21 protein-coding genes are annotated in these 22,168 nt (G+C 47.5%); 10 read left to right on the top strand and 11 right to left on the bottom strand.

Features of this window, described 5'->3' with window-relative positions; translation table 11 throughout:
• Position 1 precedes the first annotated feature (1 nt).
• Positions 2–1,012 carry a type I glyceraldehyde-3-phosphate dehydrogenase gene (gap, locus tag QU605_RS12730; RefSeq protein ID WP_289725707.1) on the top strand — a complete coding sequence of 337 codons (1,011 nt, stop codon included), beginning with the start codon at positions 2–4 and terminating at the stop codon, positions 1,010–1,012.
• Positions 985–3,228: a tetratricopeptide repeat-containing hybrid sensor histidine kinase/response regulator gene (locus QU605_RS12725; protein WP_289725706.1), complete on the top strand. Its 2,244-nt coding sequence runs from the start codon at positions 985–987 to the stop codon at positions 3,226–3,228. The genes gap and QU605_RS12725 overlap by 28 nt, the downstream gene beginning before the upstream one ends.
• Here the strand turns inward: QU605_RS12725 and lpxK are convergent.
• Positions 3,225–4,217 carry a tetraacyldisaccharide 4'-kinase gene (gene lpxK, locus QU605_RS12720; RefSeq protein WP_289725705.1) on the bottom strand — a complete coding sequence of 331 codons (993 nt, stop codon included), beginning with the start codon at positions 4,215–4,217 and terminating at the stop codon, positions 3,225–3,227. The genes QU605_RS12725 and lpxK overlap by 4 nt on opposite strands.
• A gap of 49 nt (positions 4,218–4,266) precedes the next feature.
• Here lpxK and QU605_RS12715 point away from each other — a divergent pair, with 49 nt between their 5' ends.
• Both QU605_RS12715 and QU605_RS12710 read left to right on the top strand, forming a co-directional pair.
• Complete coding sequence (locus QU605_RS12715; RefSeq protein WP_289725704.1) at positions 4,267–5,361, top strand: Nif3-like dinuclear metal center hexameric protein; 1,095 nt, start codon at positions 4,267–4,269, stop codon at positions 5,359–5,361.
• A 3-nt stretch (positions 5,362–5,364) separates the two neighbouring features.
• Positions 5,365–6,147 carry a zinc ribbon domain-containing protein gene (locus QU605_RS12710; RefSeq protein ID WP_289725703.1) on the top strand — a complete coding sequence of 261 codons (783 nt, stop codon included), beginning with the start codon at positions 5,365–5,367 and terminating at the stop codon, positions 6,145–6,147.
• Positions 6,148–6,196: 49 nt separating this feature from the next.
• Here the strand turns inward: QU605_RS12710 and QU605_RS12705 are convergent, their stop codons facing one another.
• On the bottom strand, positions 6,197–7,546 hold the full coding sequence (locus QU605_RS12705; RefSeq protein ID WP_289725702.1) for an FAD-dependent oxidoreductase: 1,350 nt from the start codon (positions 7,544–7,546) through the stop codon (positions 6,197–6,199).
• Positions 7,547–7,622: 76 nt separating this feature from the next.
• Here QU605_RS12705 and QU605_RS15470 point away from each other — a divergent pair, with 76 nt between their 5' ends.
• Genes QU605_RS15470 through QU605_RS12690 form a run of 3 tightly spaced genes read left to right on the top strand, consistent with a single transcriptional unit; the run spans position 7,623 to position 10,696 of the window.
• Positions 7,623–7,850, top strand: coding sequence for a DUF2256 domain-containing protein (locus tag QU605_RS15470; protein WP_434967931.1), 228 nt, complete (start codon positions 7,623–7,625; stop codon positions 7,848–7,850).
• Positions 7,850–9,148: a DASH family cryptochrome gene (locus QU605_RS12695; protein WP_289725701.1), complete on the top strand. Its 1,299-nt coding sequence runs from the start codon at positions 7,850–7,852 to the stop codon at positions 9,146–9,148. The genes QU605_RS15470 and QU605_RS12695 overlap by 1 nt, the downstream gene beginning before the upstream one ends.
• A gap of 15 nt (positions 9,149–9,163) precedes the next feature.
• Positions 9,164–10,696, top strand: coding sequence for a cryptochrome/photolyase family protein (locus QU605_RS12690; RefSeq protein ID WP_289725700.1), 1,533 nt, complete (start codon positions 9,164–9,166; stop codon positions 10,694–10,696).
• 103 nt (positions 10,697–10,799) lie between these two features.
• Here the strand turns inward: QU605_RS12690 and QU605_RS12685 are convergent, their stop codons facing one another.
• Positions 10,800–11,345, bottom strand: coding sequence for a ClpP family protease (locus tag QU605_RS12685; protein WP_289725699.1), 546 nt, complete (start codon positions 11,343–11,345; stop codon positions 10,800–10,802).
• A 123-nt stretch (positions 11,346–11,468) separates the two neighbouring features.
• On the opposite strand from QU605_RS12685, the gene QU605_RS12680 reads away from it, so the two are divergent.
• On the top strand, positions 11,469–12,152 hold the full coding sequence (locus tag QU605_RS12680; protein ID WP_289725698.1) for a hypothetical protein: 684 nt from the start codon (positions 11,469–11,471) through the stop codon (positions 12,150–12,152).
• Positions 12,153–12,158: 6 nt separating this feature from the next.
• Here the strand turns inward: QU605_RS12680 and QU605_RS12675 are convergent, their stop codons facing one another.
• The 3 genes from QU605_RS12675 to QU605_RS12665 are packed head-to-tail and all read right to left on the bottom strand — an operon-like array spanning position 12,159 to position 15,164.
• Positions 12,159–13,307 carry an MFS transporter gene (locus QU605_RS12675; protein ID WP_289725697.1) on the bottom strand — a complete coding sequence of 383 codons (1,149 nt, stop codon included), beginning with the start codon at positions 13,305–13,307 and terminating at the stop codon, positions 12,159–12,161.
• Positions 13,308–13,352: 45 nt separating this feature from the next.
• Positions 13,353–14,633, bottom strand: a complete 1,281-nt coding sequence (gene kynU / locus QU605_RS12670) for a kynureninase (RefSeq protein WP_289725696.1) — start codon at positions 14,631–14,633, stop codon at positions 13,353–13,355.
• 51 nt (positions 14,634–14,684) lie between these two features.
• Positions 14,685–15,164, bottom strand: a complete 480-nt coding sequence (locus tag QU605_RS12665; protein ID WP_289725695.1) for a GNAT family N-acetyltransferase — start codon at positions 15,162–15,164, stop codon at positions 14,685–14,687.
• Positions 15,165–15,439: 275 nt separating this feature from the next.
• Here QU605_RS12665 and QU605_RS12660 point away from each other — a divergent pair, with 275 nt between their 5' ends.
• Complete coding sequence (locus QU605_RS12660; protein ID WP_289725694.1) at positions 15,440–16,081, top strand: O-methyltransferase; 642 nt, start codon at positions 15,440–15,442, stop codon at positions 16,079–16,081.
• Between the two features lie 68 nt (positions 16,082–16,149).
• Here QU605_RS12660 and QU605_RS12655 read toward each other — a convergent pair whose 3' ends face one another.
• From QU605_RS12655 to QU605_RS12635, 5 genes are all read right to left on the bottom strand, one after another.
• The gene (locus tag QU605_RS12655; RefSeq protein ID WP_289725693.1) at positions 16,150–16,428 is read right to left on the bottom strand and encodes a Sec-independent protein translocase subunit TatA/TatB; all 279 of its coding nucleotides are present in this window, start codon (positions 16,426–16,428) and stop codon (positions 16,150–16,152) included.
• Between the two features lie 80 nt (positions 16,429–16,508).
• Positions 16,509–18,815, bottom strand: a complete 2,307-nt coding sequence (locus tag QU605_RS12650) for a M1 family metallopeptidase (protein WP_289725692.1) — start codon at positions 18,813–18,815, stop codon at positions 16,509–16,511.
• Positions 18,816–18,883: 68 nt separating this feature from the next.
• A complete protein-coding gene (locus QU605_RS12645) occupies positions 18,884–19,396 on the bottom strand; it encodes a DUF6702 family protein (protein ID WP_289725691.1) in 513 nt (170 codons plus the stop codon).
• Positions 19,397–19,462: 66 nt separating this feature from the next.
• Positions 19,463–20,176: a BamP family beta-assembly machinery protein gene (locus QU605_RS12640; RefSeq protein ID WP_289725690.1), complete on the bottom strand. Its 714-nt coding sequence runs from the start codon at positions 20,174–20,176 to the stop codon at positions 19,463–19,465.
• Positions 20,177–20,246: 70 nt separating this feature from the next.
• Positions 20,247–20,990, bottom strand: coding sequence for a BamP family beta-assembly machinery protein (locus QU605_RS12635; RefSeq protein WP_289725689.1), 744 nt, complete (start codon positions 20,988–20,990; stop codon positions 20,247–20,249).
• A 303-nt stretch (positions 20,991–21,293) separates the two neighbouring features.
• Here QU605_RS12635 and QU605_RS12630 point away from each other — a divergent pair.
• On the top strand, positions 21,294–22,168 hold an 875-nt coding region (locus QU605_RS12630; RefSeq protein ID WP_289725688.1), incomplete at its 3' end, for a phage tail-like protein.

Here is a 22,168-nt window from a genome sequence, read left to right as displayed (position 1 = left end):
CATGAAAAAAATAACCCTTGGGATTAATGGTTTTGGAAGAATTGGCCGGACGCTGTTTCGGCTGCTCCAAAATGAACCTGGGATTCACGTAGGTAGCGTAAACGACATAGCCGATACAAAGACCCTGGCGCATCTACTCAAATACGACAGCATTCACGGCGTATTCCCCCATGAGGTCCAATTTGAAAACAACATCCTGAGTACCCCTAAAGGGAAGACCCGAATTACGCATTATGCACAACCCTCAGAAATTCCGTGGACGGAATCTGAGGTCGATCTGGTGATTGAAGCCACGGGATTGTTCAAAACACGGGAAATGCTCCAATCCCATCTGCAGGCGGGGGCTCCAAAGGTTATGCTTTCGGCTCCACCCCCTGAAGCATCGATCCCCATGATTGTCTACGGGATCAACCACGAAACGCTAAGGCCGGAGGATCGCATTTTCAGCAATGCCTCCTGTACAACCCACAACGCCGCCCCGATGATTAAAATCCTGGATGAGCTCTGTGGCATAGAACAGGCGTATATTACTACAATTCATTCCTATACTTCCGATCAGAGCCTGCACGACAGACCACACCGGGATCTTCGGAGGGCACGGGCAGCAGGCCAATCCATCGTTCCGACAACCACAGGTGCTGCCAAGGCGTTAACCCGGATTTTTCCCCATTTGTCCTCGGCTATAGGCGGATGTGGCATCCGTGTTCCCGTCCCCAACGGATCGCTCACAGACATCACGGCCAATGTAGTTAACCCTACTAGTATTCAGGAAATTAATGCTACTTTTAAGGCATTTTCCCAGAAGGAACTAAAGAATGTGCTGCAGTACACCGAAGATCCCATCGTTTCTATCGATATTAACAATAGTTGTTACTCCTGCACGTTTGATTCCCAGATGACCTCTGTCATTGGGACAATGGTAAAGGTTATTGGCTGGTACGACAATGAGGCTGGATACAGCAGCCGCATTATCGATACCGTAAAATGGATGACCGAAAAGGATTACTTGTGAAAACGCGTATTCCATACTGCTTTTTTATGCTTTGGGCCGTACTTCTTTTAATGCCCACAGCCCCCCTATTGGCTCAGGATGACAGCCTGATCGACCCTGAGTTTACCACCATGATGGCAGAAGTAAGGTCTTTCCGGAACCAGGACAGGATGGTAGAGGCACTCGAATCCCTCGACCGGGCTACAAAACATGCTGAAGTCGCTGAAAACACCCAGGAAGCCATTCAGTGTTATTTTATGTACGCGGAAATATACCTGGATCTCGACCGGTTACCCGCAGCTCAGTTCCACCTGGATCGCATGAACGAGCAACTCGAAACTGTGGAATATTTCTACGGCAATGCGGCCAGCCTGTATATCGGGGCAAGGATAGCCTCTAAGGAAGGGAACCACCACCTTGGGCTGGAACGCCTTAATGAGGCGAAAAAAGAGAGTAACGACAGGAACCTGCTGAATCGGATCACGCTTATGGAAGGAGAATTCTATTCCTTAATTCCCAATAGCACGGATCGCTCGATTACCCGCTACAATGCACTTCGTGAGAATTCAGATCCTTTTGAAAGGGACTATCTGAAAGCGCGGGCTTTTAGGGCTCTTGCCGAAATTTACAGCGCGCAGGGGGAAGTCCGGAATGCGATCAGCAATGCAGAAAGCGCCTTAAATCTGGCCCGGGATAATGATTTTGCAAAGATTTTCGAACGATGTAACCGCATGCTGGTCGATCTGTACCAAAAAACGGGGGAATACGACAAAGCGATACCTCCTGTCCTGAGTCTTCTCGAACTGCGGGATTCGCTATACTCGGCGGAAAGCGATTCGGTTAAAAGCAGGCGTTTAAATGAGCTCCTGAATAAAAACCTGCTCGAGCAGGTAGACCGGCAGGAAGCTGAAATTGCCGAACTGAGCGAATCGGCCAACCGCTCTGAGATTACGGCAATATTAACCTCGGCCTTCCTGACCATAATATCGCTGCTCGCGGTATCCCTGTATCGAAACAACCAGATCAAACTCAGGACCAATGACCTGCTCCAGACAAAAAACAGGGAATTGCAACTCGCCAGGGATGCAGCAGTACAGGCGATGGAAGCAAAAACGAATTTTCTTTCCACGGTGAGCCATGAACTTCGAACCCCGCTTTACGCGGTGACGGGTCTGACCCACCTTTTACTCGAGGAAAAACCCAGAAAGAATCAGATGGATCATCTGAAATCCCTCAAATTCTCCGGGGATTACCTGCTCAACTTTATCAATGACATCCTGCAGATCAACAAAATCGATGCGGAAAAACTGGCACCACTGGAAGTCGAATGTAACCTTCATAAAGTGCTCAATGAAGTGCTCAACGGCCTGCAGCAATCCGCCAAGGAGCAAAACGACCAGCTTATCCTGGATTACGACTCCCAAATCCCTTCCCACCTCCTGAGTGACCCTGTAAAACTATCCCAGATTTTTATGAATCTCGTTGGGAATGCCATCAAGTTTACAAAAGACGGGGAAGTAGTGGTTATTGCCAGGTTACTGAGACGCGAAGGGGAATACGCACATGTATATTTCGAAATCCGGGATACCGGAATCGGAATTGAAAAGGAGCGACAGGCGGATATCTTTGACAGTTTTGAACAGGGCTCCATCCAGATCAACAGGGAATACGGGGGTACAGGTCTAGGCCTTACCATTGTTAAGAGTTTACTCGGCCTTTTTGATAGTGAAATCCATCTGGAAAGTGAACACGGCAAGGGGAGTACATTTTATTTCGAACTCAAAATGAAGTGCAAAGATCAGCTGGTCGAAGAACTTCCGTTCGAAATAACTCCGGCCGATTACCGCTTTGACGAACTCCATTTACTCGTAGTAGAGGACAACAAGATCAATCAGGTCATTACACGTAAAATGCTGTCGAAAAAAGAAATCAGCTGTGACATTGCCAGTGACGGCACCCAGGCCATAGAATTGGCTAAAGCCAATACCTATGACGGCATCCTGATGGATATCCACATGCCGGGTATCAGCGGGGTGGAGGCGACCAAAGAAATCAGGAAATTCAATGCCGAGATTCCGATTATCGCCCTTACGGCTATATCTCTTGACGACAGCCTGGAAGAATTCTACGCCGCCGGCTGTAACGATGTCGTGACCAAACCCTTCAAACCCGAGCTCTTCTACGAAAAAATCGGGGAAAACATTGCGCAGGCCAAGATGAAGGGTACAATTTCTTAGAATTCAGACAGGAATTCCTCCATTATTTTTGCATCACCCGGTGAAAAACAATGGTGTACGGGAATCACATAAAATTCATCGATGGCACCTTCGAGCCGAACCCCATCCTTTTCAGTAGTGAGTATGGGAAGCCGGCCTTTGAGCATCTTTAACTCTGAGGCGGTAAACCTGTGATGGTCCGGATACCTCAGGTGTTCAAAACGGACTCCGGACTGCTTGAGATATGCAATCAGCGGTTCGGGGCGTGCAATCCCCGTCACCAGGGTAAACTTCTGGTTCCGCAGGGTTTCATCAGGAAGGGGTTTCCCTCCCCTATCGATTACCTTTTGATAACAAAGTGAGGCAAAGGCGAGCCGTTGTCCCATTTTCGGCGCCAATTTTCTCCGAATGCGGTCCCGATCAACTTCAGAGATCGGACTCGGACATTTGGTGACCACAATCAAATCTGCCCGCTTTGCCTGAGACCGGTGATCCCGAAGGTTTCCGGCAGGCAAATAGGCTTCTTCGGTATAGAGTTCATCGTAGGCAGTCAGTAGCACAGCCCGGGCCGGGGTTACCTTGCGATGCTGAAACCCGTCATCAAGTATGATCAGCTCTGGATCCACCATGTCAACCAGTTTCTCAATACCCCTTTGCCTGTTGGCGTCCACGGCTATCACTGCATCCGGAAACTTCCGCCCCATTTGCAAAGGCTCATCTCCAACTTCAGCGGCGGTTCGCTCCGGGGTGACAACAAGAAAACCTTCAGTCTCCCTTTTATATCCCCTGCTGAGTACGGCCACCCGCTTTTTCGGCAGCATTCGGGCCAGAATCCATTCGGCCATAGGGGTTTTCCCACTACCGCCTGTGCTTAAATTGCCAATGCAGAGGATGGGCACCTCATATTCCCTGGAAGCAAACCATCCCCAGTCATAACATTTGTTCCTGAACCATACGATCCAGCCATACAGGAGGGAAAAAGGCAGACCCAGATTTCGCAACCACTTCATAAGAGCGAAAATAGTTATTTATATTTGAGAGCACCCAAAACTCAATTGCATGACTGTTAAAGCCATTACAGATATTCTCGAGCAGAAAGCTCCGCTTCAGCTCGCTGAGGATTTTGACAACGTAGGATTGTTGGTTGGGAATCCCAACATGCAGGTTTCCGGTATCCTGGTAACCCTTGACACCCTTGAGGAAGTCGTGGATGAGGCGATCGAACGCAAGTGCAACCTTATCGTCAGTTTTCACCCCATCCTCTTTCGCGGACTTAAGAAGATCACCGGGAGCACCTATGTGGAACGCGTGGTGACAAAGGCCATCCAGCATAACATTGCGCTTTACAGCATGCATACCGCTTTAGACAATGTTCCTGACGGCGTCAGCGGTAAAATGTGCGAGGTCCTTGGCCTCGAAAAACCTCAGGTGCTGCTCCCTTCCAGGGGAAAGATAAAAAAACTGCTCACCTATGTGCCGGTTCCCTCAAGGGATGCCCTGCTTGAAAAACTATTTGAGGCCGGGGCGGGTCAGCTGGGGAACTACAGCCAATGCAGTTTTACAGCTGAAGGTACGGGGGGATTTGTCCCTGAAGCAGACGCCAAACCCAACCTGGGGACCCATGGAAAACGCCACCGGGAAACCGAAACCCAGATCCATATCACTTTTAAGGCCCATCTGGAGAAAACAGTTCTGCAGGCCCTTTTTGAAAACCATCCCTATGAAGAAGTGGCTTATGAGGTCACGACTTTGGATAATGCGTATACCGGAATCGGAATGGGGATGACCGGGTTGCTCCCTGAGCCCATGGCGCCTACGGCTTTCCTGAAAGAAGTTAAAAAGCGTTTTAACAGTGGTTGTATCCGCCATTCGGCACTCAGCGAAACCCCCATCAGAAAAGTAGCGGTCCTCGGGGGCAGTGGTGCTTTTGCCATCGATGCAGCCAGGGTATCTGGAGCTGACATTTTCATAACCGCAGACGTCAAATACCACGAGTTCTTCAAAGCCGAGGGAAAAATGGTCATTGCCGATATCGGACACTATGAAACTGAGCAGTTTACAAAAAACCTCCTTGCTGAATATCTTAGCGAAAAAATTCCTAATTTTGCAATCTCTTTATCGGAGACAAAAACCAATCCGATCAACTATTTCTAATTTATGGCGACAAAGACTGAAGTAACGGTAGAAGACAAACTGCGGGCCTTATACGATCTCCAACTTATTGATTCCCGTGTTGATGAAATTCGCAATGTCCGTGGGGAATTACCATTGGAAGTTCAGGACCTCGAAGATGAAGTTCAGGGGCTGAAAACCCGGATCGACAAGCTCAAAACCGACCTTGAAACGATCAACTATGAAATTTCGGCTAAGAAGAATTTGATAGAAGATGCCAAGGCATTGATCAAAAAGTACAGCGAACAACAGAAAAATGTGCGTAACAGCCGTGAATTTAATTCCCTTGCCAAAGAAGTGGAATTCCAGGAATTAGAAATACAGCTGGCTGAGAAACACATCAAGGAATTCAAAGCCCAGATCGATCAGAAGAAAGAAATCGTTTCGGGTACCAAGGAAAACCTTACCGAACGTGAAACACACCTGAAACACAAAAAAGGGGAACTCGATGCCATCCTTGCCGAAACTGAAAAGGAAGAAAAGGCGCTGATGAAAAAGTCGGAGGAGTTCGAGAAAATCATTGAAGACAGGCTGCTGAATGCCTACAAGCGTATTCGCCATCGCGTGAAAAACGGACTGGCTGTTGTTCCCGTTGAACGCGGAGCTTCCGGAGGATCATTTTTCACCATACCCCCACAGGTTCAGGTAGAAATTGCATCCAGAAAAAAAATCATCTCAGATGAGCACAGTGGTCGCATTTTGGTCGATCCTGCCCTGGCAGAAGAAGAACAAAAGAAAATGGAGCAGATCTTCGACAAGGTTAAATAAGCACTGTTTACCTCACTTATAATCCCGGCATTGTCCGGGATTTTTTTGTTTAGGAATCCCCGAGAAGTTCAAGTATCCGCTGGCTGACTTCCGGGCTGTCCCAACGGGATTCTATCTCAGGCATCTCCATGATCTTTTTCATAATAGCCTCCTGCCGATCCCCGATCGCAAGGGCTTCTGAATAAGGCTGCTCTGAAAAAGTAACCCTCGAATAGGCAGGGATCCATTTTTCGGGATATTGCTGTGCAAAATTTCGCTCGATTTTCTTTTGGAGCAGAAAATCCGGATCGGCCGTCCGTGTACTCATCTCTATAAAATTGCGATAGCTCAGCTCAGCAATGGCATCTGCATTTGGTTTGCGGTCTTCCTGATAAACCTGAAAAATTCGCTCCCAATCATCACCAAACTGTTTCATTAACGCCATAAGCCTTGAAATATCTTCGAAACCGGCATTCATACCCTGTCCGAAAAAGGGAACCACGGCGTGGGCTGCATCTCCTACCAGGGCCACTTTATCCCAATATGTCCACGGATAGCACTTGATGGTAACCAGCGCACTGGTTGGGTTTTTAAGGAAATCCTCGCTCAGGTTATCGATTACCGGAGTAACATTGGGAAAATATTCGGTGAAGAAGGCTCGTATATCCTCCTTGGTTTGCAACTGCTCAAAGGATACGGGGCCTTCGAAGGGCAGAAAAAGCGTACAGGTAAAACTGCCGTCCAGGTTCGGCATGGCGATAAACATAAAACTCCCGCGCGGCCAGATGTGAAACGCGTTTTTATCCAGTTTATGAGAGCCATCCGGGTTTGGAGGTATCGTCAATTCCTTATACCCGACATCGATAAAATCCTGTGAATAATTAAAACGACTTCGGCGTTGCATTTTATGGCGAATCCTTGAAAATGCCCCGTCACAGCCAAAAATATGGTCAAAAGAATAGGCTTCCCATTCCCCTTTCTCGGTTTCACCTGTATATAGCGCAGCCGTTGGAAGGTCTACGTCCCAAACTTTTTCATTAAAACGAAAGACTGCCCCTTCAGCTTCGGCCAGATCAATCATCTTTCGATTCAGGATGCCCCGTGATATGGACCAGATCGCCTCCCCTTCCTTTCCGTATTTCTGATAGTAAACCGGTTTTCCGTTAACGTGCATGGCGCGCTGGTGCATCGGAATTCCCATTTTTCGAATCTCCTTTCCAATCCCCGCCCCGTCAAGGGCCTGCCAGCCGCGATCACTCATGGCCAGGTTGATAGAGCGTCCTGAAAATTCTATTGTCCTGATGTCAGGTCTCCGGTCGAAAACAGTTACCCGGTGACCCGCCTGCCGCAGGTAAATTGCCAAAAGAGTGCCCACCAGGCCTGAACCAACTATTGCAATATTCTTTGAGGTCTGCCCCATTCCTGAATTTATATGAACATAAAGGTAGTAAAAATGGGAGTTTTCGCTGGGTTTCTTTCCAGAAGGGATCCAGATAATGCGCCTATATATGTTTATCTTTTTTGTATTTTTGTTAAACATTATGCATTCTAAAACATTTTTACCCCAAAAAATTTGTCCGGTTTGTAACAGGCCCTTCACCTGGCGAAAAAAGTGGGAACGCCATTGGGAAGAGGTGCGCTATTGCAGTAAAAAATGTCGTACTTCGAAAAACAGGCCGGGTGTAATCGCAGATGTTCCATCTGTTTCTAATCCTGAGAAGTAATGAAGACAGCGCTACTTTGGTTTCGCAATGACCTGAGGGTTGAAGATCACACATCCCTTGCCGAGGCGTGCCGTTCAGAGCGCGTTATCGGAGTATACTGTTTTGATCCCCGCTATTTTGAAAAAGACCAGTTTGGCTTTCCCCGGACCGGGAGTTTCAGGGCCCGATTCCTTCTTGAATCCGTATCGGACCTCAGGCAGCAACTCGAAAAGCTCAACATCCCGCTCTTTGTCTACTGCGACCGGCCAGAGCTTCGAATTCCCGCACTGGTAGAGCGTTTTCAGGTTTGTGAAATCCATTGCCAGAAAGAATGGACCCGTGACGAAAAGCAAGTTGAGGAGGCGCTCCACAATGCGGTCCCAGTCGATTTTAAGATATACGCCCATTACGATCAATTTTTATTCCACCCCGGGGATATCCCTTTTGAGGATTTTTCGGAAATCCCGGAGGTTTTTACCGCTTTCAGGAAGGCCTGTGAGAAAAATTCCGATGTAAGGCCCGGGCTTCCCATTCCTCCAAAACGAGATGAACACACGTATATAGCGTCTGAAGGAGAGCTTCCCGAGCTTTACCAGCTGGGCCTTGAAGAAAACACCCCTGATCCAAGGACGGCCTTTCCCTTTAAAGGAGGATGCAGTGCAGGTTCCGATCGTTTGAATTCCTATTTCTGGGAAAAAGATCGACTGCGGTATTATAAAAAGACGCGCAACGGGCTGCTGGGCACAGATTACAGCTCAAAGTTTTCCCCCTGGCTGGCCAATGGCGCGCTTTCAGCCCGGATGATCTACCACCAGGTCCGCCAGTACGAAAGTGAGGTCGTAAAAAACCAGGATACATACTGGATGATTTTCGAACTGATCTGGAGGGACTATTTCAAATACATATCCTTAAAGCATGGAAATCAGATTTTCTACAGGGGCGGCATCCGGAATGCTGAAAATAACCCCTCATACGACCCTGCCGTGCTCAACAAATGGATTTCGGGAAAAACAGCAGACGAATTTGTCAATGCAAACATGCTTGAACTCGCCCTGACCGGATGGATGAGCAACCGCGGGAGGCAGAATGTGGCCAGTTACTGGACACATCATCTCAAGCAGGACTGGCGTGTGGGGGCTGCTAATTTTGAAAGTGCACTTCTGGATTATGACGTCCATAGCAACTGGGGAAACTGGATGTACAACAGCGGGGTTGGAAACGATCCGAGAGACCGGGTATTTAATCCGGAGTTGCAGGCCAGAAGATACGATCCCCGGGGACAGTATCGCAGACTCTGGCTTCAACCCTCATTGTTTTAAAACCCCATTTCACCTATGAAAACCCTTCGTCTAATTTTGGGAGATCAATTAAACCCGGACCATAGCTGGTTTAAGACGGTGCGGGAGGACGTGGTTTACCTTATGGCCGAAATGCGACAGGAAACGGATTATGCCCCCCACCACATTCAAAAAGTGGTTGCCTTTTTTGCAGCAATGCGGCACTTCGCCAATCGACGCAAAGCAGAAGGTCACAAGCTCTTGTATTACCGCCTTACAGACCCGGACAACCCCCAGACCCTTCCCACCCTTGTCAAAGACGCAGTTGAAAAGGAGGGTTGTACCCGATTTGAGTATCAGCTACCGGATGAATACCGCCTGGATGAACAATTAAAAAACCTTTGCCAGGAACTCGACATGCCAACTGGGGTTTCCGATTCAGAGCATTTCTATTCAACCCGGGAGGAACTGGCGCGGCATTTTGAGGGCAAGAAACAACTTGTCATGGAATCCTTCTACCGGATGATGCGAAAAAAACACGGGGTGCTTTTTGACAATGGAGCGCCGACGGGAGGTTCCTGGAACTACGATGCGCAGAACCGGAAGAAATGGAATGGCACCCCCCCGATTCCCTCAATTGACATATCTGATCAGGACATCGGAACCATCCTGAAAGAGATTCAGGAGTCGGGTATCAATACCATTGGGGCGTTGGATGCAGGGTCATTTCAATGGACCACTACCCCAGAGGATGCCCGAGCCCTCCTCAATACTTTCTGTGAAACCCTTTTGCCCCATTTCGGGGATTACCAGGACGCCATGCATACAGAGGAACGATTTCTTTTCCACAGTCGTCTCTCTTTTGCGATGAACTGCAAATTGATTTCTCCCAGAGAAGTCGTAGAAACCGTGGAAGCCTATTATCACCAACACAGCGATGAAATCCACATATCCCAGGCAGAAGGATTTATCCGCCAGATTCTCGGATGGCGGGAGTACATGAGGGGAATCTATTGGAAAGAAATGCCGGGATATGCCCAAACCAATGCCCTGTCAAACAAAAACCCCCTGCCCAATTTCTATTGGACCGGTAAAACGAAAATGAATTGCCTGAAACACGCCATCGGCCAAAGCCTGGAAGATGCCTATGCACATCACATCCAAAGACTTATGATTACCGGGAATTTTGCCCTTCTGGCCCAGATAGATCCCGATGAAGTTGATCAGTGGTACCTCGGGATTTACGCCGATGCCGTGGAATGGGTTCAACTTCCCAACACCAGAGGGATGAGCCAGTTTGCCGATGGAGGGATAGTGGGTACAAAGCCCTATGTGAGTTCTGCCAACTACATACGCAAGATGAGCAATTATTGCAGCTCCTGCTTCTATAAGGCGGACCAGAAAACCGGAGACAAAGCCTGCCCTTTTAATGCGCTCTACTGGAATTTTCTCGACGCAAAAAAAGAACATCTTCAAACAAATCCCAGAATGGGAATGATGTACCGCCTTCTTGAGAAAAAGGATGCTTCCGAACTCAAAGCACTTCGGGAACGCGCGGCTGACATAATCTCATCACCGGATTCCTATTAAAATCCGCTTGTGCCCTATTGTTTCCCGGCGGGAAGTTTTCAAATAAAAAACCCTCCCATGGGTATGGGAAGGTTCGATTCGAAAAGGAAAATTGTCCTGACGTTTAAATTACGCCATCGACAATTCCATATTTCACGGATTCCTCGGCATCCATCCAGTAATCCCGGTTAAAGTCCTTCATTATTTTATCAAAGCTCTGGCCGCAGTTATCCGCCAGGATTTGCGCTCCGATCTCACGGGTTTTTAGGATTTCCCTCGCCTGAATTTCAATATTGGAAGCCTGGCCGCGGGCGCCTCCACTGGGCTGATGGATCATTACACGGGCATGGGGTTGAATAAACCGACGCCCCTTCTTTCCGACAGAGAGCAGAATAGAACCCATCGATGCCGCAAGTCCAGTGCAAATTGTAGATACCGGGCTCTTCAGAGAGGTAATGGTATCATAGATAGCGAAACCAGAGGTTACGTATCCCCCCGGGCTGTTGATCAACAACTGTATTTCGTCATTGTTCTGCAGGTCCAGAAAAAGCAGGCGGTCGATCACGTGTTTTGCGGAATCATCATCGACCATTCCCCAAAGAAAAACCTTCCGTTCCTCAAGCAGGGCTGAATCTATCGTTTCCTGTACCTTACCTTTTTTTGCACTCATAAATCTGTTTTATTAAGGGTCAAAAATACACAAATTTGAGGATAGTTTGATCCTGATTCTACGGAATCCTTCAGGACGGTGCAGTCGGCCAAAAGTCGTTATCTTTGCAAAAAAAAGTTGCACATGAAATTTCGAACTTCTCTTCTCGTTCCCGTCCTGATTGTCCTGGTTGGTTGTCGTGAAACGGCAAAAACCCCTGAAATAGCCATGACGCAGGAGGCCCCGCCCAAAACCCTTCTTGAAAAACTGGCTGACAAGCACGGTTTTGAAAACTGGGATAAGGTACAGCGACTTCAATTCACCTTTAACGTGGATCGTGATGCCAGCCATTTTGAGCGGACCTGGATCTGGGAACCCCTTAAAAATTCGGTTACAAGCATTACCGGCACGGATACCCTCACCTACACCCGGGACCAGGTCGATTCGTTAACCATGCGGACAGATGCATCCTTTATCAACGATAAATACTGGCTGCTGGCCCCATATCAATGGGTATGGGATCAGGCTTCATTTACCCACGAATTTGAGGAAAACTCCCAGGCACCCATATCCGGGGAGACCGCATCCAAACTGACCATTGTGTACGGGAGTGAGGGAGGATATACCCCCGGAGATGCTTATGACTTTTTCTTCAGTAAGGATTCTGTCCTAAAGGAATGGGTATTTCGCAAGGGGAATCAGCCGGAACCAAGTGTGGTGACTACATGGGAGAAATACGAGGATGTAAACGGGCTACTTCTTTCTACGCATCACCAGAATGCTGAAGGGAATTTTAAGCTTTATTTCACGGGAATCCGGGTGAATTAGCCCGGCCTATTTTTGGCGTCTTCTAAGGATCAAGGTTGAGCACAGTACAAGTATAGCTCCTGCCAACAAGATTGTAAAAGTTGTTTTCAGGGAAAACTGTTCGCCCAGATAACCCAGTACGGGAGGCGCCATCAGGAATCCTGAATAACCCGTTCCCGCTATAAAGGCGACTCCCTGTGAGGATTCCACGCCTTTAATATTCCCCCCGATACGGAACAGTTCCGGGATGATTACAGAAAACCCCAAACCTATCAGGGCAAATCCAAGCAGCGTGATGTAGGTTCCGGCCTGCAATACACACACGTAGCCCAGCACGGCTATCAGGCTTCCCAGAGCGACGATCTTCACGGATCCAATACGGGCGCTTATCCCGTCCCCCAGAAAACGCCCAAGGGTCATCGTAACTGAGAATGCCAAAAACCCCGCCCCAATCAGAAACTCCGGGGCTTTACTGATTTCTTTCAGGTACAGGCCGCTCCAATCGACTATAGCTCCTTCCCCTCCCATGACAATAAAGGAGACGATGCCCAGCAGAAATAACGGGCGAAATAATTTAAGACTGAATCCTTCTTTTTCCACAGGTGCGGCCGTAACCGAAAAATAAAAGGACCTGAAACGCAGGTTGATCAGGAAAACAACTACAATAACCCCGAGCATATGTAATGCAGGGTTACCCAAGGGTCCGATCAAAAAACTACCCAGGCCTGCCAGGACGCCTCCAAGGCTGAAAAAACCATGAGCCGCCGACATGAATTTCGCACCATCCTCTTTCTCTATTTCGGTAACCAGTGTATTCATGGCGATATCCGTCAGCCCGTTGGTGGCCCCAAAAAAGAAAAGGGCAGCCATGAGAGTATAGTAGTTCGGAGCGATCAGTGGGAAGATTGCAAAAATACTGCATAGAATCACGCCATACCATGTGGCCCTCCCAACCCCCAGTCGATTCACGATTCGGGCTGCCACGGGAAAAATTGTAAAGATCCCGAGGGATAAGAAGAAAATAGCAAAACCGAGTTCTGCCTTGTCGATACCCAGCCGGTCTTTGACTGCCGGAATATAGATTGCCCAGGTCCCAAACCAAATATTTAGGCTGGCAAACACCCAGGCCGGGCCAAAATAACGCGGATTAGAAAGTATAAGTCGAAGTGATTTCATTGAAAAACCTGGCCTGTTAGAGGAAGATGTTTTAAGCCCAAGATGCTAATTCCCAGTTTTGTCCAGAATACCCATTTTCAATATCTGCCCGAAGCGGTACATATCGGTAAAGGAGCAGTAGAATGGCGCCGGGGCAAGTCGAATCACATTCGGTTCCCGCCAATCGGTGATCACGCCGTTGGCCATCAGATATTCAAAGAGGGATTTACCTTCCCCGTGTAAAAAAACAGAGAGCTGACACGCCCTTGCATCAGCAGGGGTGATGATTTCAAAAGTACTCTCCACCTCTTTGTCAATTTCAGCCAGGATAAATTCCAGGTACGAAACGATGCGATCCCTTTTCGCGATCAGGGCATCCATCCCTACCTCTTCAAAAAGCTCCAGGGAAGCCAGATAGGGGGCCAGGGCGATAACCGGTGCATTGCTAAGTTGCCATGCATCTGCCGTATCTATGGGATCGAATCGGGGCTGCATCAAAAACCGCGTTTCTTTCTTTGTTCCCCACCAACCTTCAAAACGGGGGATTTCAGGGTCGTTTAAATACCGTTCATTGATAAATACCCCTGACAAGTTCCCGGGGCCGCTATTCATGTACTTGTAACTGCACCAGGCGGCAAAATCCACATCCCAGTCATGCAATTGAAGTTTTACATTTCCGGCGGCATGCGCTAAATCCCAACCGACAAAGGCGCCTGTTGCCCTGCCCGCTTTTGTTATCTCAGCCATGTCCAGTACCTGGCCGTTGTAATAATTCACCCCTCCCATTAAAATAAGGGCGAGTTCATCTTTGTGTTCCTCTATGACCTGCAAAATATCTTCGGTGCGCCAGAAATGCTCCCCGGGACGTTTGGCAACTTCAATGATGGCATCATCCGGTGCATAGCCGTGAAAACGCACCTGGCTTTGAAGCATATACTGATCGGATGGAAAGGCTTTCTCCTCACAGAGGATTTTATAGCGCTTCCCTTTCGGCCTGTAGAACGAAACCATCAAAAGGTGCAAATTCACCGTTAGGGTATTCATTACCGTTACCTCCCGTTCCTGAGCTCCGACCACTCGCGCTAATTTCGCATTCAGGCGCTCGTGGTAATCCCACCAGGGTTTTTCCGCATAGAAATGTCCCTCCACCGCTAATTCGCGCCAGTCTTTCATGATTTCTTCTACAAATCCGCTTGCGCTCTTTGGCTGCAGGCCCAGGGAATTCCCCGTAAAATAAATAACATCTGATCCGTTGACTTGCGGAAAGTGAAAGGCATCCCGGTAGGTGCGCAAAGGGTCAGCTTTGTCGAGTTTGAGCGCAAACTCCTGCGAATTTTTAAAATCCATCGAATGGGTTTTGATCAAAAATACGACGAACAATTCAATTCGAAGCTCCTGTTATTTGCCTGAATCTGTTTCACCTTCACGGAATCGCATCTCCACCAGATGTGAAGTGAAACCAACTTTCTCATAGGCGCGAATTGCGGGTTGATTTCCTGGATAGACCGTCAGTCGCATTTCGTGGAGCCCCCGGTCAACCGACCATTCTTTTAAGGCCTTGACAATCATACCATTAATTCCCAGGCCCCGATATTCGGGACGGGTGTACATAAATCCAAAATAGGCAAAGGCTTTGTGGTCTAAATAAGGACGCGGAATTTTACGGGTCGCATATCCGGAGGCAAGGATTTCATCCCCCTCAAAAGCGATTAGAAAACAGGTTTTGGAATCCGTAATAAGGGCTTTTAAGTCATAATAGTGGACCGGATCTGGCCGAATTGTCGCGTCAAACGGCCGTTCATCACTTATGAGTCCCTGCTCGAATACTTTGAGTATCGGGATATCATCCAAAGTTGCTTTTCGAATGGAAACTTTCATGGACTATGGTGTTTCTGTAAAAGGAAAGATAGGAATCATTTAAACACCTTCGCAACCCCGGGAAGGAAAACCATAGCATTTGTACGTACAGCGTTGGGGAGCCCTATAAGGAGTTGGCATATGGCCCATATCTAAGTTGATGCTGGGATATTGCACCTTTCCAATTTACCTTACTTACGGGGGCGGGGGCTTTCCCCCGAATCAAACATGGTCCTCGCACACATCAGACAATACCTTCAACCTCCTGTTTTTACTTATTTTCGCAAAAAAAGCACATGCATTTTCTCTCTGCCGACCTGGAGGCCTACATCACGACTCATAGCGAAAAGGAACCCGACCTGCTCAAAGAATTAACGCGGGAGACTCATTTGAAAGTCCTGATGCCCAGAATGATCACAGGACATTTCCAGGGGAGGGTATTGAGTTTGATCGCCTCTTTGGTACATCCGAACTACATTTTAGAAATAGGCACCTATACAGGATATTCCGCCCTGTGTCTGGCGGAGGGACTTTCCCCGAAGGGTCAATTGATCACTATAGACAAAAACGACGAATTGTCCGGGATACAAAAAAGGTATTTTGATCGGAGTCCTTATGGAAATCAGATTACGCGCCTTACCGGGAAGGCCCTGGATGTCATACCGGGTATTGACAAAATCTTTGATCTCGTCTTTATTGACGCTGATAAAGCCGAGTATCCGGAATACTTTGAGATGGTCCTGCCAAAAGTCCGTAAAGGTGGGATTATTCTCCTGGACAACGTCCTCTGGTCAGGCAAGGTAGTGGAGCCCGTGGCTCAGAAAGATAGCACGACACAAACCCTCATCGACTTCAATAAAAAACTTAGCGAAGATCCCCGTGTAAGAACCGTTGTCCTCCCAATAAGGGACGGACTGACACTTTGCATGGTAAAATAAACAAGAAAAAAACCGTCTTAGGTTGTAGTCCGGCCTCCTGAAACAGGAAGGGAAGTAGTATTTACAGCTTACTTACGTCGGATCGTCCCTCCGACATCATCCAGCTTCTTTTTGACATCCTGGAAATCCTTTTGTAACTCATCGGTAATCGAGGTGTCAATACCCTGCTTCTCCGCACTGTTGTGAATCTCCCGTTTAATATCCTCTGTAGCATCCTTTAACTGCCGCATTCCTTTGCCGAGTCCCTTGGCAATGCCCGGAATCTTATCTGCACCGAAGACCATCACCACAATAAACATGATGAAAAAGATTTCTGCCCCGCTGATAAATAAAACATGCAATGCCATAGCACAAATATACTCAAGATTCTATACCAAAATAAAAAGTCCCGATATCTCTACCGGGACTTTTTTAAATTAAGAGGTGATTATTCCCCCTTGATATTCTCTTTGAACTGCTGAAATTCGGAAGGCGTATCCTCCTTAGGCCAGCTATTGTTCTGAGTATCTATATCCGCAGTCTCCATTTTCGGGTCCACTACAATCCCTACCAATTCAGACTGGGAAGAAATAACACGGCTGACCTCAGCATCGTTCTTCCTCCATATCTCAGGCGGATACGTCACGGTTTCTTTGGTTCCGTCAGCATAGGCGTATTCCACAATCAGGGGCATAGGAATCCCACCCGGCTTGTCAAATGTTACCTCGTAAAAGAATTTGGGCTCTTTAACCTGGGCCCGCTCCTCAACACTCATGTTATCCATCATGAATTCCTTAAGTGGCTGGGAGGTCTCTGAGGGAGATTTACCTTTCATAGAAGGATCAAAATCTTCACTATCCTCCTCGGCCAGGTAGACCAGTGGCGGCAGATCCGCTTCCGTAATTCCATTGGTCTCCATGTATTCTTTCATCTCAGCAGTGGGGGTATCACTCACGTAATACTTCTTAACACCCTTTACTCCGATATCGACATAATCCGTAGTGTAGAACCAGGATCTCCAGAACCAGTCCAGATCCACCGCGGAGGCATCCTCCATGGTTCGGAAGAAATCCTCTGGTGTTGGGTGTTTGAATTTCCAGCGCTCCGCATAGGTCTTGAAGGCATGGTCAAACAATTCGCGTCCCATAACGGTTTCACGAAGTATATTCAGTGCTGTTGCCGGCTTTCCATATGCATTTGGACCCAGGTTGTAGACATTTTCAGGATTCGACATAATCGGGGAAATATAATCCTGGTCTCCGGACATATAAGGCACTATTTTCGCGGGATCTCCTCGTCGTGAAGGGTACTTTTCATTTGGAGCGATCACATCGCCGTAAGTTTCACCGAACTCCTGCTCGGCTATATACTGCATAAAGGTATCCAACCCTTCATCCATCCATCCCCACTGCCGCTCATCAGAGTTGACAATCATGGGGAAAAAGTTATGGCCAACCTCGTGAATAATCACGGAGATCATACCAAACTTAACACGGTCAGAATAAGAACCATCTTCATTAGGACGTCCGTAATTCCAGCAAATCATCGGATATTCCATTCCCTGATTTTTGGCGTGTACGGAAATTGCCTTATGATAAGGGTAATCGAAGGTATGTGCAGAGTAACTCTTAAGCGTACTGGCAACTGCCTTGGTAGAGAGATCTTCCCAAAGCGGATTTCCCTCTTTCGGATAAAGCGAAACCGCCATAACATCTTTTCCTCCGATCTTAACAGCCATCATATCCCAGATAAACTTCCGGGAAGTGGCAAAACCGTAATCCCGAACATTCTCTGCCCGGAACTTCCAGGTCTTGGTCTTTTCCGAGAATCCTTTTTCGGCAGCCTCGACTTCTTCCTGGGTAACAATCATTACAGGTTCATCGTAAGACTTTTTGGCCTTTTCGTATCTGGACATCATCGTTTTGGAAAAGACTTCCTTCCGATTTGTCAGTACTCCCGTGGCATCCAGGACGTGATCGGCAGGAACCGTGATATTTACGTCGTAATTTCCAAAAGGCAAAGCAAACTCCCCACTTCCCCAGAACTGGTGATTTTGCCATCCCTCAACATCACTGTAGACCGCCATCCGGGGAAAAAACTGGGCAATTACGTAGGCTCTGTTACCGTCCTTTGGAAAATATTCATACCCGGAACGCGCACGGTTGACCGTATGGTCGGGGATGTTATACCACCATTTAATGGAAAATGAGATTTTCTCACCACTCTTCAGCGCCTGAGGAATATTGACCCTCATCATGGTCTGGTTAATGGTATAATCCAATGTCCTGCCCTGGGCATCTTTGACAAATTCGATATTAAACCCTCCATCGAAAGGCTCGGTGAGGTATTCTCCGGCAAAGGAACTTGTCCGGTATGCAAGGGGTACGCCCCCTCCATCTCTCAAAGGAGATTTTGAATCTTTGGAGCGCACATTCTGATCGAGTTGTACCCAGAGGTATTCCAGATCGTCAGGGGAATTATTGTGATAGGTTATGCTCTCTTCTCCATACAGACGGGCGTTTTTGTCGTCCAGGACGATGTCCATCTTGTAGTCGGCCTGTTGTTGGTAGTAATCAGGGCCTGGTGTCCCCGAAGCACTTCTGTAAGTGTTGGGGGTGGCAAATTCCTGATACAACTGACGGAACTTACTCTGGTTTGTATGGCCTGGTTTCCGGGCCTCTTCCGCTTCTTCCTGCGCCCAGGTCAGGGCGGCGAAGGCAAAGAAGAATGCGGTTAATAAATACTTGAATTTCATAGGATATTAGTATTGATTATAGGATTGGGTGAAAATTACTGGATTTTAGAGGATAGCATCCAATAAAGCTATAAGTTTAACATTCCTTTATTATTCTCTCGGACCAGGACGTAGCTTTTTTTAATTCCCAGGATTTTAAGATGTACCAGGTTCTTTTGTTCTTCAAAAACATCCATCAGGATTTCATTCTGCACCCCAACAGACTCCAAAGTTGCCCGTGGCACACCGGTTACTTCCAGGAAGCATATGACCTGATCTCTGTCGTATTTTTTCCCGAGCAGGGTGAAGTCCCGAACCGATCCGTTGACAAACACATTAAACTTCGCATTAAAATAGCGTTCGATGTGCGCAATAGCCTGATCGGATTCCTCCGGGGTTGCCAGCGCAGTCTGCACGTCGTAGCGGGCCTCCAGTGCAGCTTCCAGATCATCGATAAAAATCCGGCTTGTGATCTGTAAGGCCTCTTCCGCTTCCGAGTATTCCACATTGGTCACACTGACATAGAACTTATGCGCTCCTGAAAATGAACCCAGTGGAAGAACCAGCATCATAAAAAAGAAAATGACAAGACTTCTGCGCATGATATTTGGTTTCTTAACGTGTCGGGTGATTTTAGGGTGGGTCAAAAATAGGTAATTGAAACGATTCTAGTCCAATTGATTCGTTTTGCGGTATTCCAGCCCCTTGACTTTGAGGAAGTCCCACATTTTGAGATCATCCCGTCTGCCAGCCAGCTCGGCAAAGGCAGAATCCACTTCACAGAAATACATAAAATCGGGGATGCGTATTTGGGGAATACGCAAATCTTTTACAAATAAGCTGTCCGGATATCGGGCCCGAACCTCCTGGGTTAAAAGATACGCTTTGTCGCGCGCCAGCCTTTTTTTAAGCATTTTAGTACGGCCCGAAATCGCGTTTAATATGGGGTTCAGGGGTACCAAACCGCCGCCGGTGGTGGCTTCAATCAATTGCCGCTCAGCCTGAGTACGCTTTTTGGCGGTGGCATTGGGAAGGTTCAGCGATACAGCCGAAACCGGCTCGTCCACATCCAGATTTACCAAATCCTTGTTGAGGTTCCCACTCAGGTTATAGGGACGTAAAACGACCTCCTCCAATTCATTGACAAAGGGCTCCAGTTCAATCATTAAGGTAGTGGATGCCAGCATGTTTTCAGAGACGACAAATGTCCTGCGCTTATAACGTATGGCAGAGATCAGGAGTGTATCCCCAACCTGTGTGTCCATGGCAAAATACCCCTCCGCATTGGAGATCGTCGCACGCTCCTTGGTAAGGTTCAAAAGATGGACGTTTGTGATTCCAACACCCGCTTCCATAAATCTGCCCTTCAATTTACCTGTCATGCCAGAACCTTCCTGAGCCCTTGTATGGAAGGCACCAAGAATAACTAGCGCGAAGAGCAGCGGTAATATCCTAATTCTTTTGTTGGTTTCTGAAAGCTTCACTCTGAGTGACCAGGAAGTCTATTAATTGAAACTCATTTTCCTTTCGAAGCAGGGTTTTGGGAGGAAGTTGCTGGTCGCAGTAAATTAAAAAGGCATCAATTTGATTCTGAGGGATCTGTAAATCCTGAACAAAAAACGCATCGTCGTATACCTGACGTAAGACTTCGCTTGGCTTAAGGGCCACCACCTGTTCAGGCTTATCTCCCTCTATTGCCGAGGCCATTAATTTAAAGAGGTTAACAAAATTCAGGCCATTCTGCATACCCCGAACGGTCTGGTCTTCCGCAATATTTACAATCTCTGAAGTCTCATCTGTATCGTAAGCAAAACCTTTAAATTCCTCATTACTGAGGCGGATAAACTCCTCCTGATCCTCAGGGCTTACAACGACTTCATCCAGTTCTGTAACTTTTTCCGTGACCTCTACCACCAGCCGGTTCTTTTTTAAAATCTCATCGGTAATTACGACCATTTGCAACTGGTAATTCAATGCCATAAAAACGATCTCATCCCCCGCTTTGACGGGAATCGCAAAGTTTCCTCCCTCATCGGTAATAGTCGCTTGCTGGGCAGTGGTATTGATAACATTCTCATTTGGGACAACGGAATTACGGTACAAAACCGTCCCGCGAAGTAAGGTGCGGTCATTTTCCTGAGCCATTCCGGATAGAAGAAACCCAAAAAACAAAAAGAATGAAAAAATTTGCCTCATAAACCCGCTTCTTACTGGCTATAAAGAAAATGCAACTTCCCCTAAAAAAAAAACCACCACGCCTAAACTTATGTTAATAGCAAAATCCGCAAGGTTCATTGCAAAGCTCATTACTGCTTTAAAAGTGCAGCAAAAGCCCTTTTCTTCTGCCCGGAATAAGCTGGAAATTCCGTTTAACCATAAAAGTGACCTTTGAAGCTTAAATCCTTAGGTTTTAACGGTATAATCTTAATTTTATCCATAAATTCTGTCCCCCCGTCCAGGCCGGGGATCTAACGGCATTTTTTAAACTGTCCCTGCCATATGAAAATGAGGTATTTTGTACTGCTATGCATCTTAGGTATATCCCATGGGCTATTCGCCCAGGTAAAGTTGGGGGATAATCCGCAATCCATTAACCCGGCTTCCCTGTTTGAATTGGAGAGCCGGGATCAGGTTCTGGTGATTACGCGGGTAACCAGCGAGGAATTACAGGCTATTTCCCCTTCTGAAGGTGCCCTGGCCTATAACACGGATGAGGGATGCCTGTTTTATCACAATGGTACGGCCTGGATAAACCTCTGTGAGGCCCTGGGAAGGTCTTTTACTACCGAGGCCGTGGTAAATGATTTCCCCACAATGGTCATTACGCCTTTAGATGAGTCAGTCAATTTCGAGGTGGGTCAGATTCGCAGTGAGAATATTGTGGATTTTAGCATCGGAAGTCAGGATATACAGAACAATTCCATCAATTCAGATAAACTGGCAGACGCCTCCGTGGGAGCTGCCGAATTGCAGGACAATGCGGTTACCGCCCGGAACTTAGATTTCGTGGATATCACCCTAAGCGATTTTGTAAACGACGTCCCCTTTTTAGTTGAAGGCAGTATTGTGGCGGCTGCTATTCCATATGATGAAACCGTCAGCGGCCTTGCAGCTACAGATGTGCAAGCGGCGGTTGATGAACTGGCTTCAGATGCCGCAGCCGACAACGACCAGGTCGTTGGTAATGAATATAACACTGGTGTAACGATGAACGCTGGTGCTCTGGAGGTAACTGATGGAGGTGGAACTGAATCTACGAGTCTTATCAGTACCGATTTAAATAATGACCTTTCAGCAGGAGCCGATGGCGCGTTGTATTTAAATGTTGCTTCTGTAACGATTTCCGAGACCATTACCAATCTTACGGATAATGC

It is taken from the genome of Robiginitalea aurantiaca (assembly GCF_030380815.1).
In the GTDB taxonomy this organism is placed as follows: Bacteria; Bacteroidota; Bacteroidia; order Flavobacteriales; family Flavobacteriaceae; genus Robiginitalea; species Robiginitalea aurantiaca.
Note: the sequence above shows the minus strand (reverse complement) of the source record. Positions and strands in the feature narration are given on the sequence as shown.

What these genes read in the sequence shown, in the direction of transcription:
- gap (WP_289725707.1), top strand. Translation starts at nt 2, where the DNA reads ATGAAAAAAATAACCCTTGGGATTAATGGTTTTGGAAGAATTGGCCGG.
- QU605_RS12725 (WP_289725706.1), top strand. Translation starts at nt 985, where the DNA reads ATGGATGACCGAAAAGGATTACTTGTGAAAACGCGTATTCCATACTGC.
- lpxK (WP_289725705.1), bottom strand. Translation starts at nt 4,217, where the DNA reads ATGAAGTGGTTGCGAAATCTGGGTCTGCCTTTTTCCCTCCTGTATGGC.
- QU605_RS12715 (WP_289725704.1), top strand. Translation starts at nt 4,267, where the DNA reads ATGACTGTTAAAGCCATTACAGATATTCTCGAGCAGAAAGCTCCGCTT.
- QU605_RS12710 (WP_289725703.1), top strand. Translation starts at nt 5,365, where the DNA reads ATGGCGACAAAGACTGAAGTAACGGTAGAAGACAAACTGCGGGCCTTA.
- QU605_RS12705 (WP_289725702.1), bottom strand. Translation starts at nt 7,546, where the DNA reads ATGGGGCAGACCTCAAAGAATATTGCAATAGTTGGTTCAGGCCTGGTG.
- QU605_RS15470 (WP_434967931.1), top strand. Translation starts at nt 7,623, where the DNA reads ATGCGCCTATATATGTTTATCTTTTTTGTATTTTTGTTAAACATTATG.
- QU605_RS12695 (WP_289725701.1), top strand. Translation starts at nt 7,850, where the DNA reads ATGAAGACAGCGCTACTTTGGTTTCGCAATGACCTGAGGGTTGAAGAT.
- QU605_RS12690 (WP_289725700.1), top strand. Translation starts at nt 9,164, where the DNA reads ATGAAAACCCTTCGTCTAATTTTGGGAGATCAATTAAACCCGGACCAT.
- QU605_RS12685 (WP_289725699.1), bottom strand. Translation starts at nt 11,345, where the DNA reads ATGAGTGCAAAAAAAGGTAAGGTACAGGAAACGATAGATTCAGCCCTG.
- QU605_RS12680 (WP_289725698.1), top strand. Translation starts at nt 11,469, where the DNA reads ATGAAATTTCGAACTTCTCTTCTCGTTCCCGTCCTGATTGTCCTGGTT.
- QU605_RS12675 (WP_289725697.1), bottom strand. Translation starts at nt 13,307, where the DNA reads ATGAAATCACTTCGACTTATACTTTCTAATCCGCGTTATTTTGGCCCG.
- kynU (WP_289725696.1), bottom strand. Translation starts at nt 14,633, where the DNA reads ATGGATTTTAAAAATTCGCAGGAGTTTGCGCTCAAACTCGACAAAGCT.
- QU605_RS12665 (WP_289725695.1), bottom strand. Translation starts at nt 15,164, where the DNA reads ATGAAAGTTTCCATTCGAAAAGCAACTTTGGATGATATCCCGATACTC.
- QU605_RS12660 (WP_289725694.1), top strand. Translation starts at nt 15,440, where the DNA reads ATGCATTTTCTCTCTGCCGACCTGGAGGCCTACATCACGACTCATAGC.
- QU605_RS12655 (WP_289725693.1), bottom strand. Translation starts at nt 16,428, where the DNA reads ATGGCATTGCATGTTTTATTTATCAGCGGGGCAGAAATCTTTTTCATC.
- QU605_RS12650 (WP_289725692.1), bottom strand. Translation starts at nt 18,815, where the DNA reads ATGAAATTCAAGTATTTATTAACCGCATTCTTCTTTGCCTTCGCCGCC.
- QU605_RS12645 (WP_289725691.1), bottom strand. Translation starts at nt 19,396, where the DNA reads ATGCGCAGAAGTCTTGTCATTTTCTTTTTTATGATGCTGGTTCTTCCA.
- QU605_RS12640 (WP_289725690.1), bottom strand. Translation starts at nt 20,176, where the DNA reads ATGACAGGTAAATTGAAGGGCAGATTTATGGAAGCGGGTGTTGGAATC.
- QU605_RS12635 (WP_289725689.1), bottom strand. Translation starts at nt 20,990, where the DNA reads ATGAGGCAAATTTTTTCATTCTTTTTGTTTTTTGGGTTTCTTCTATCC.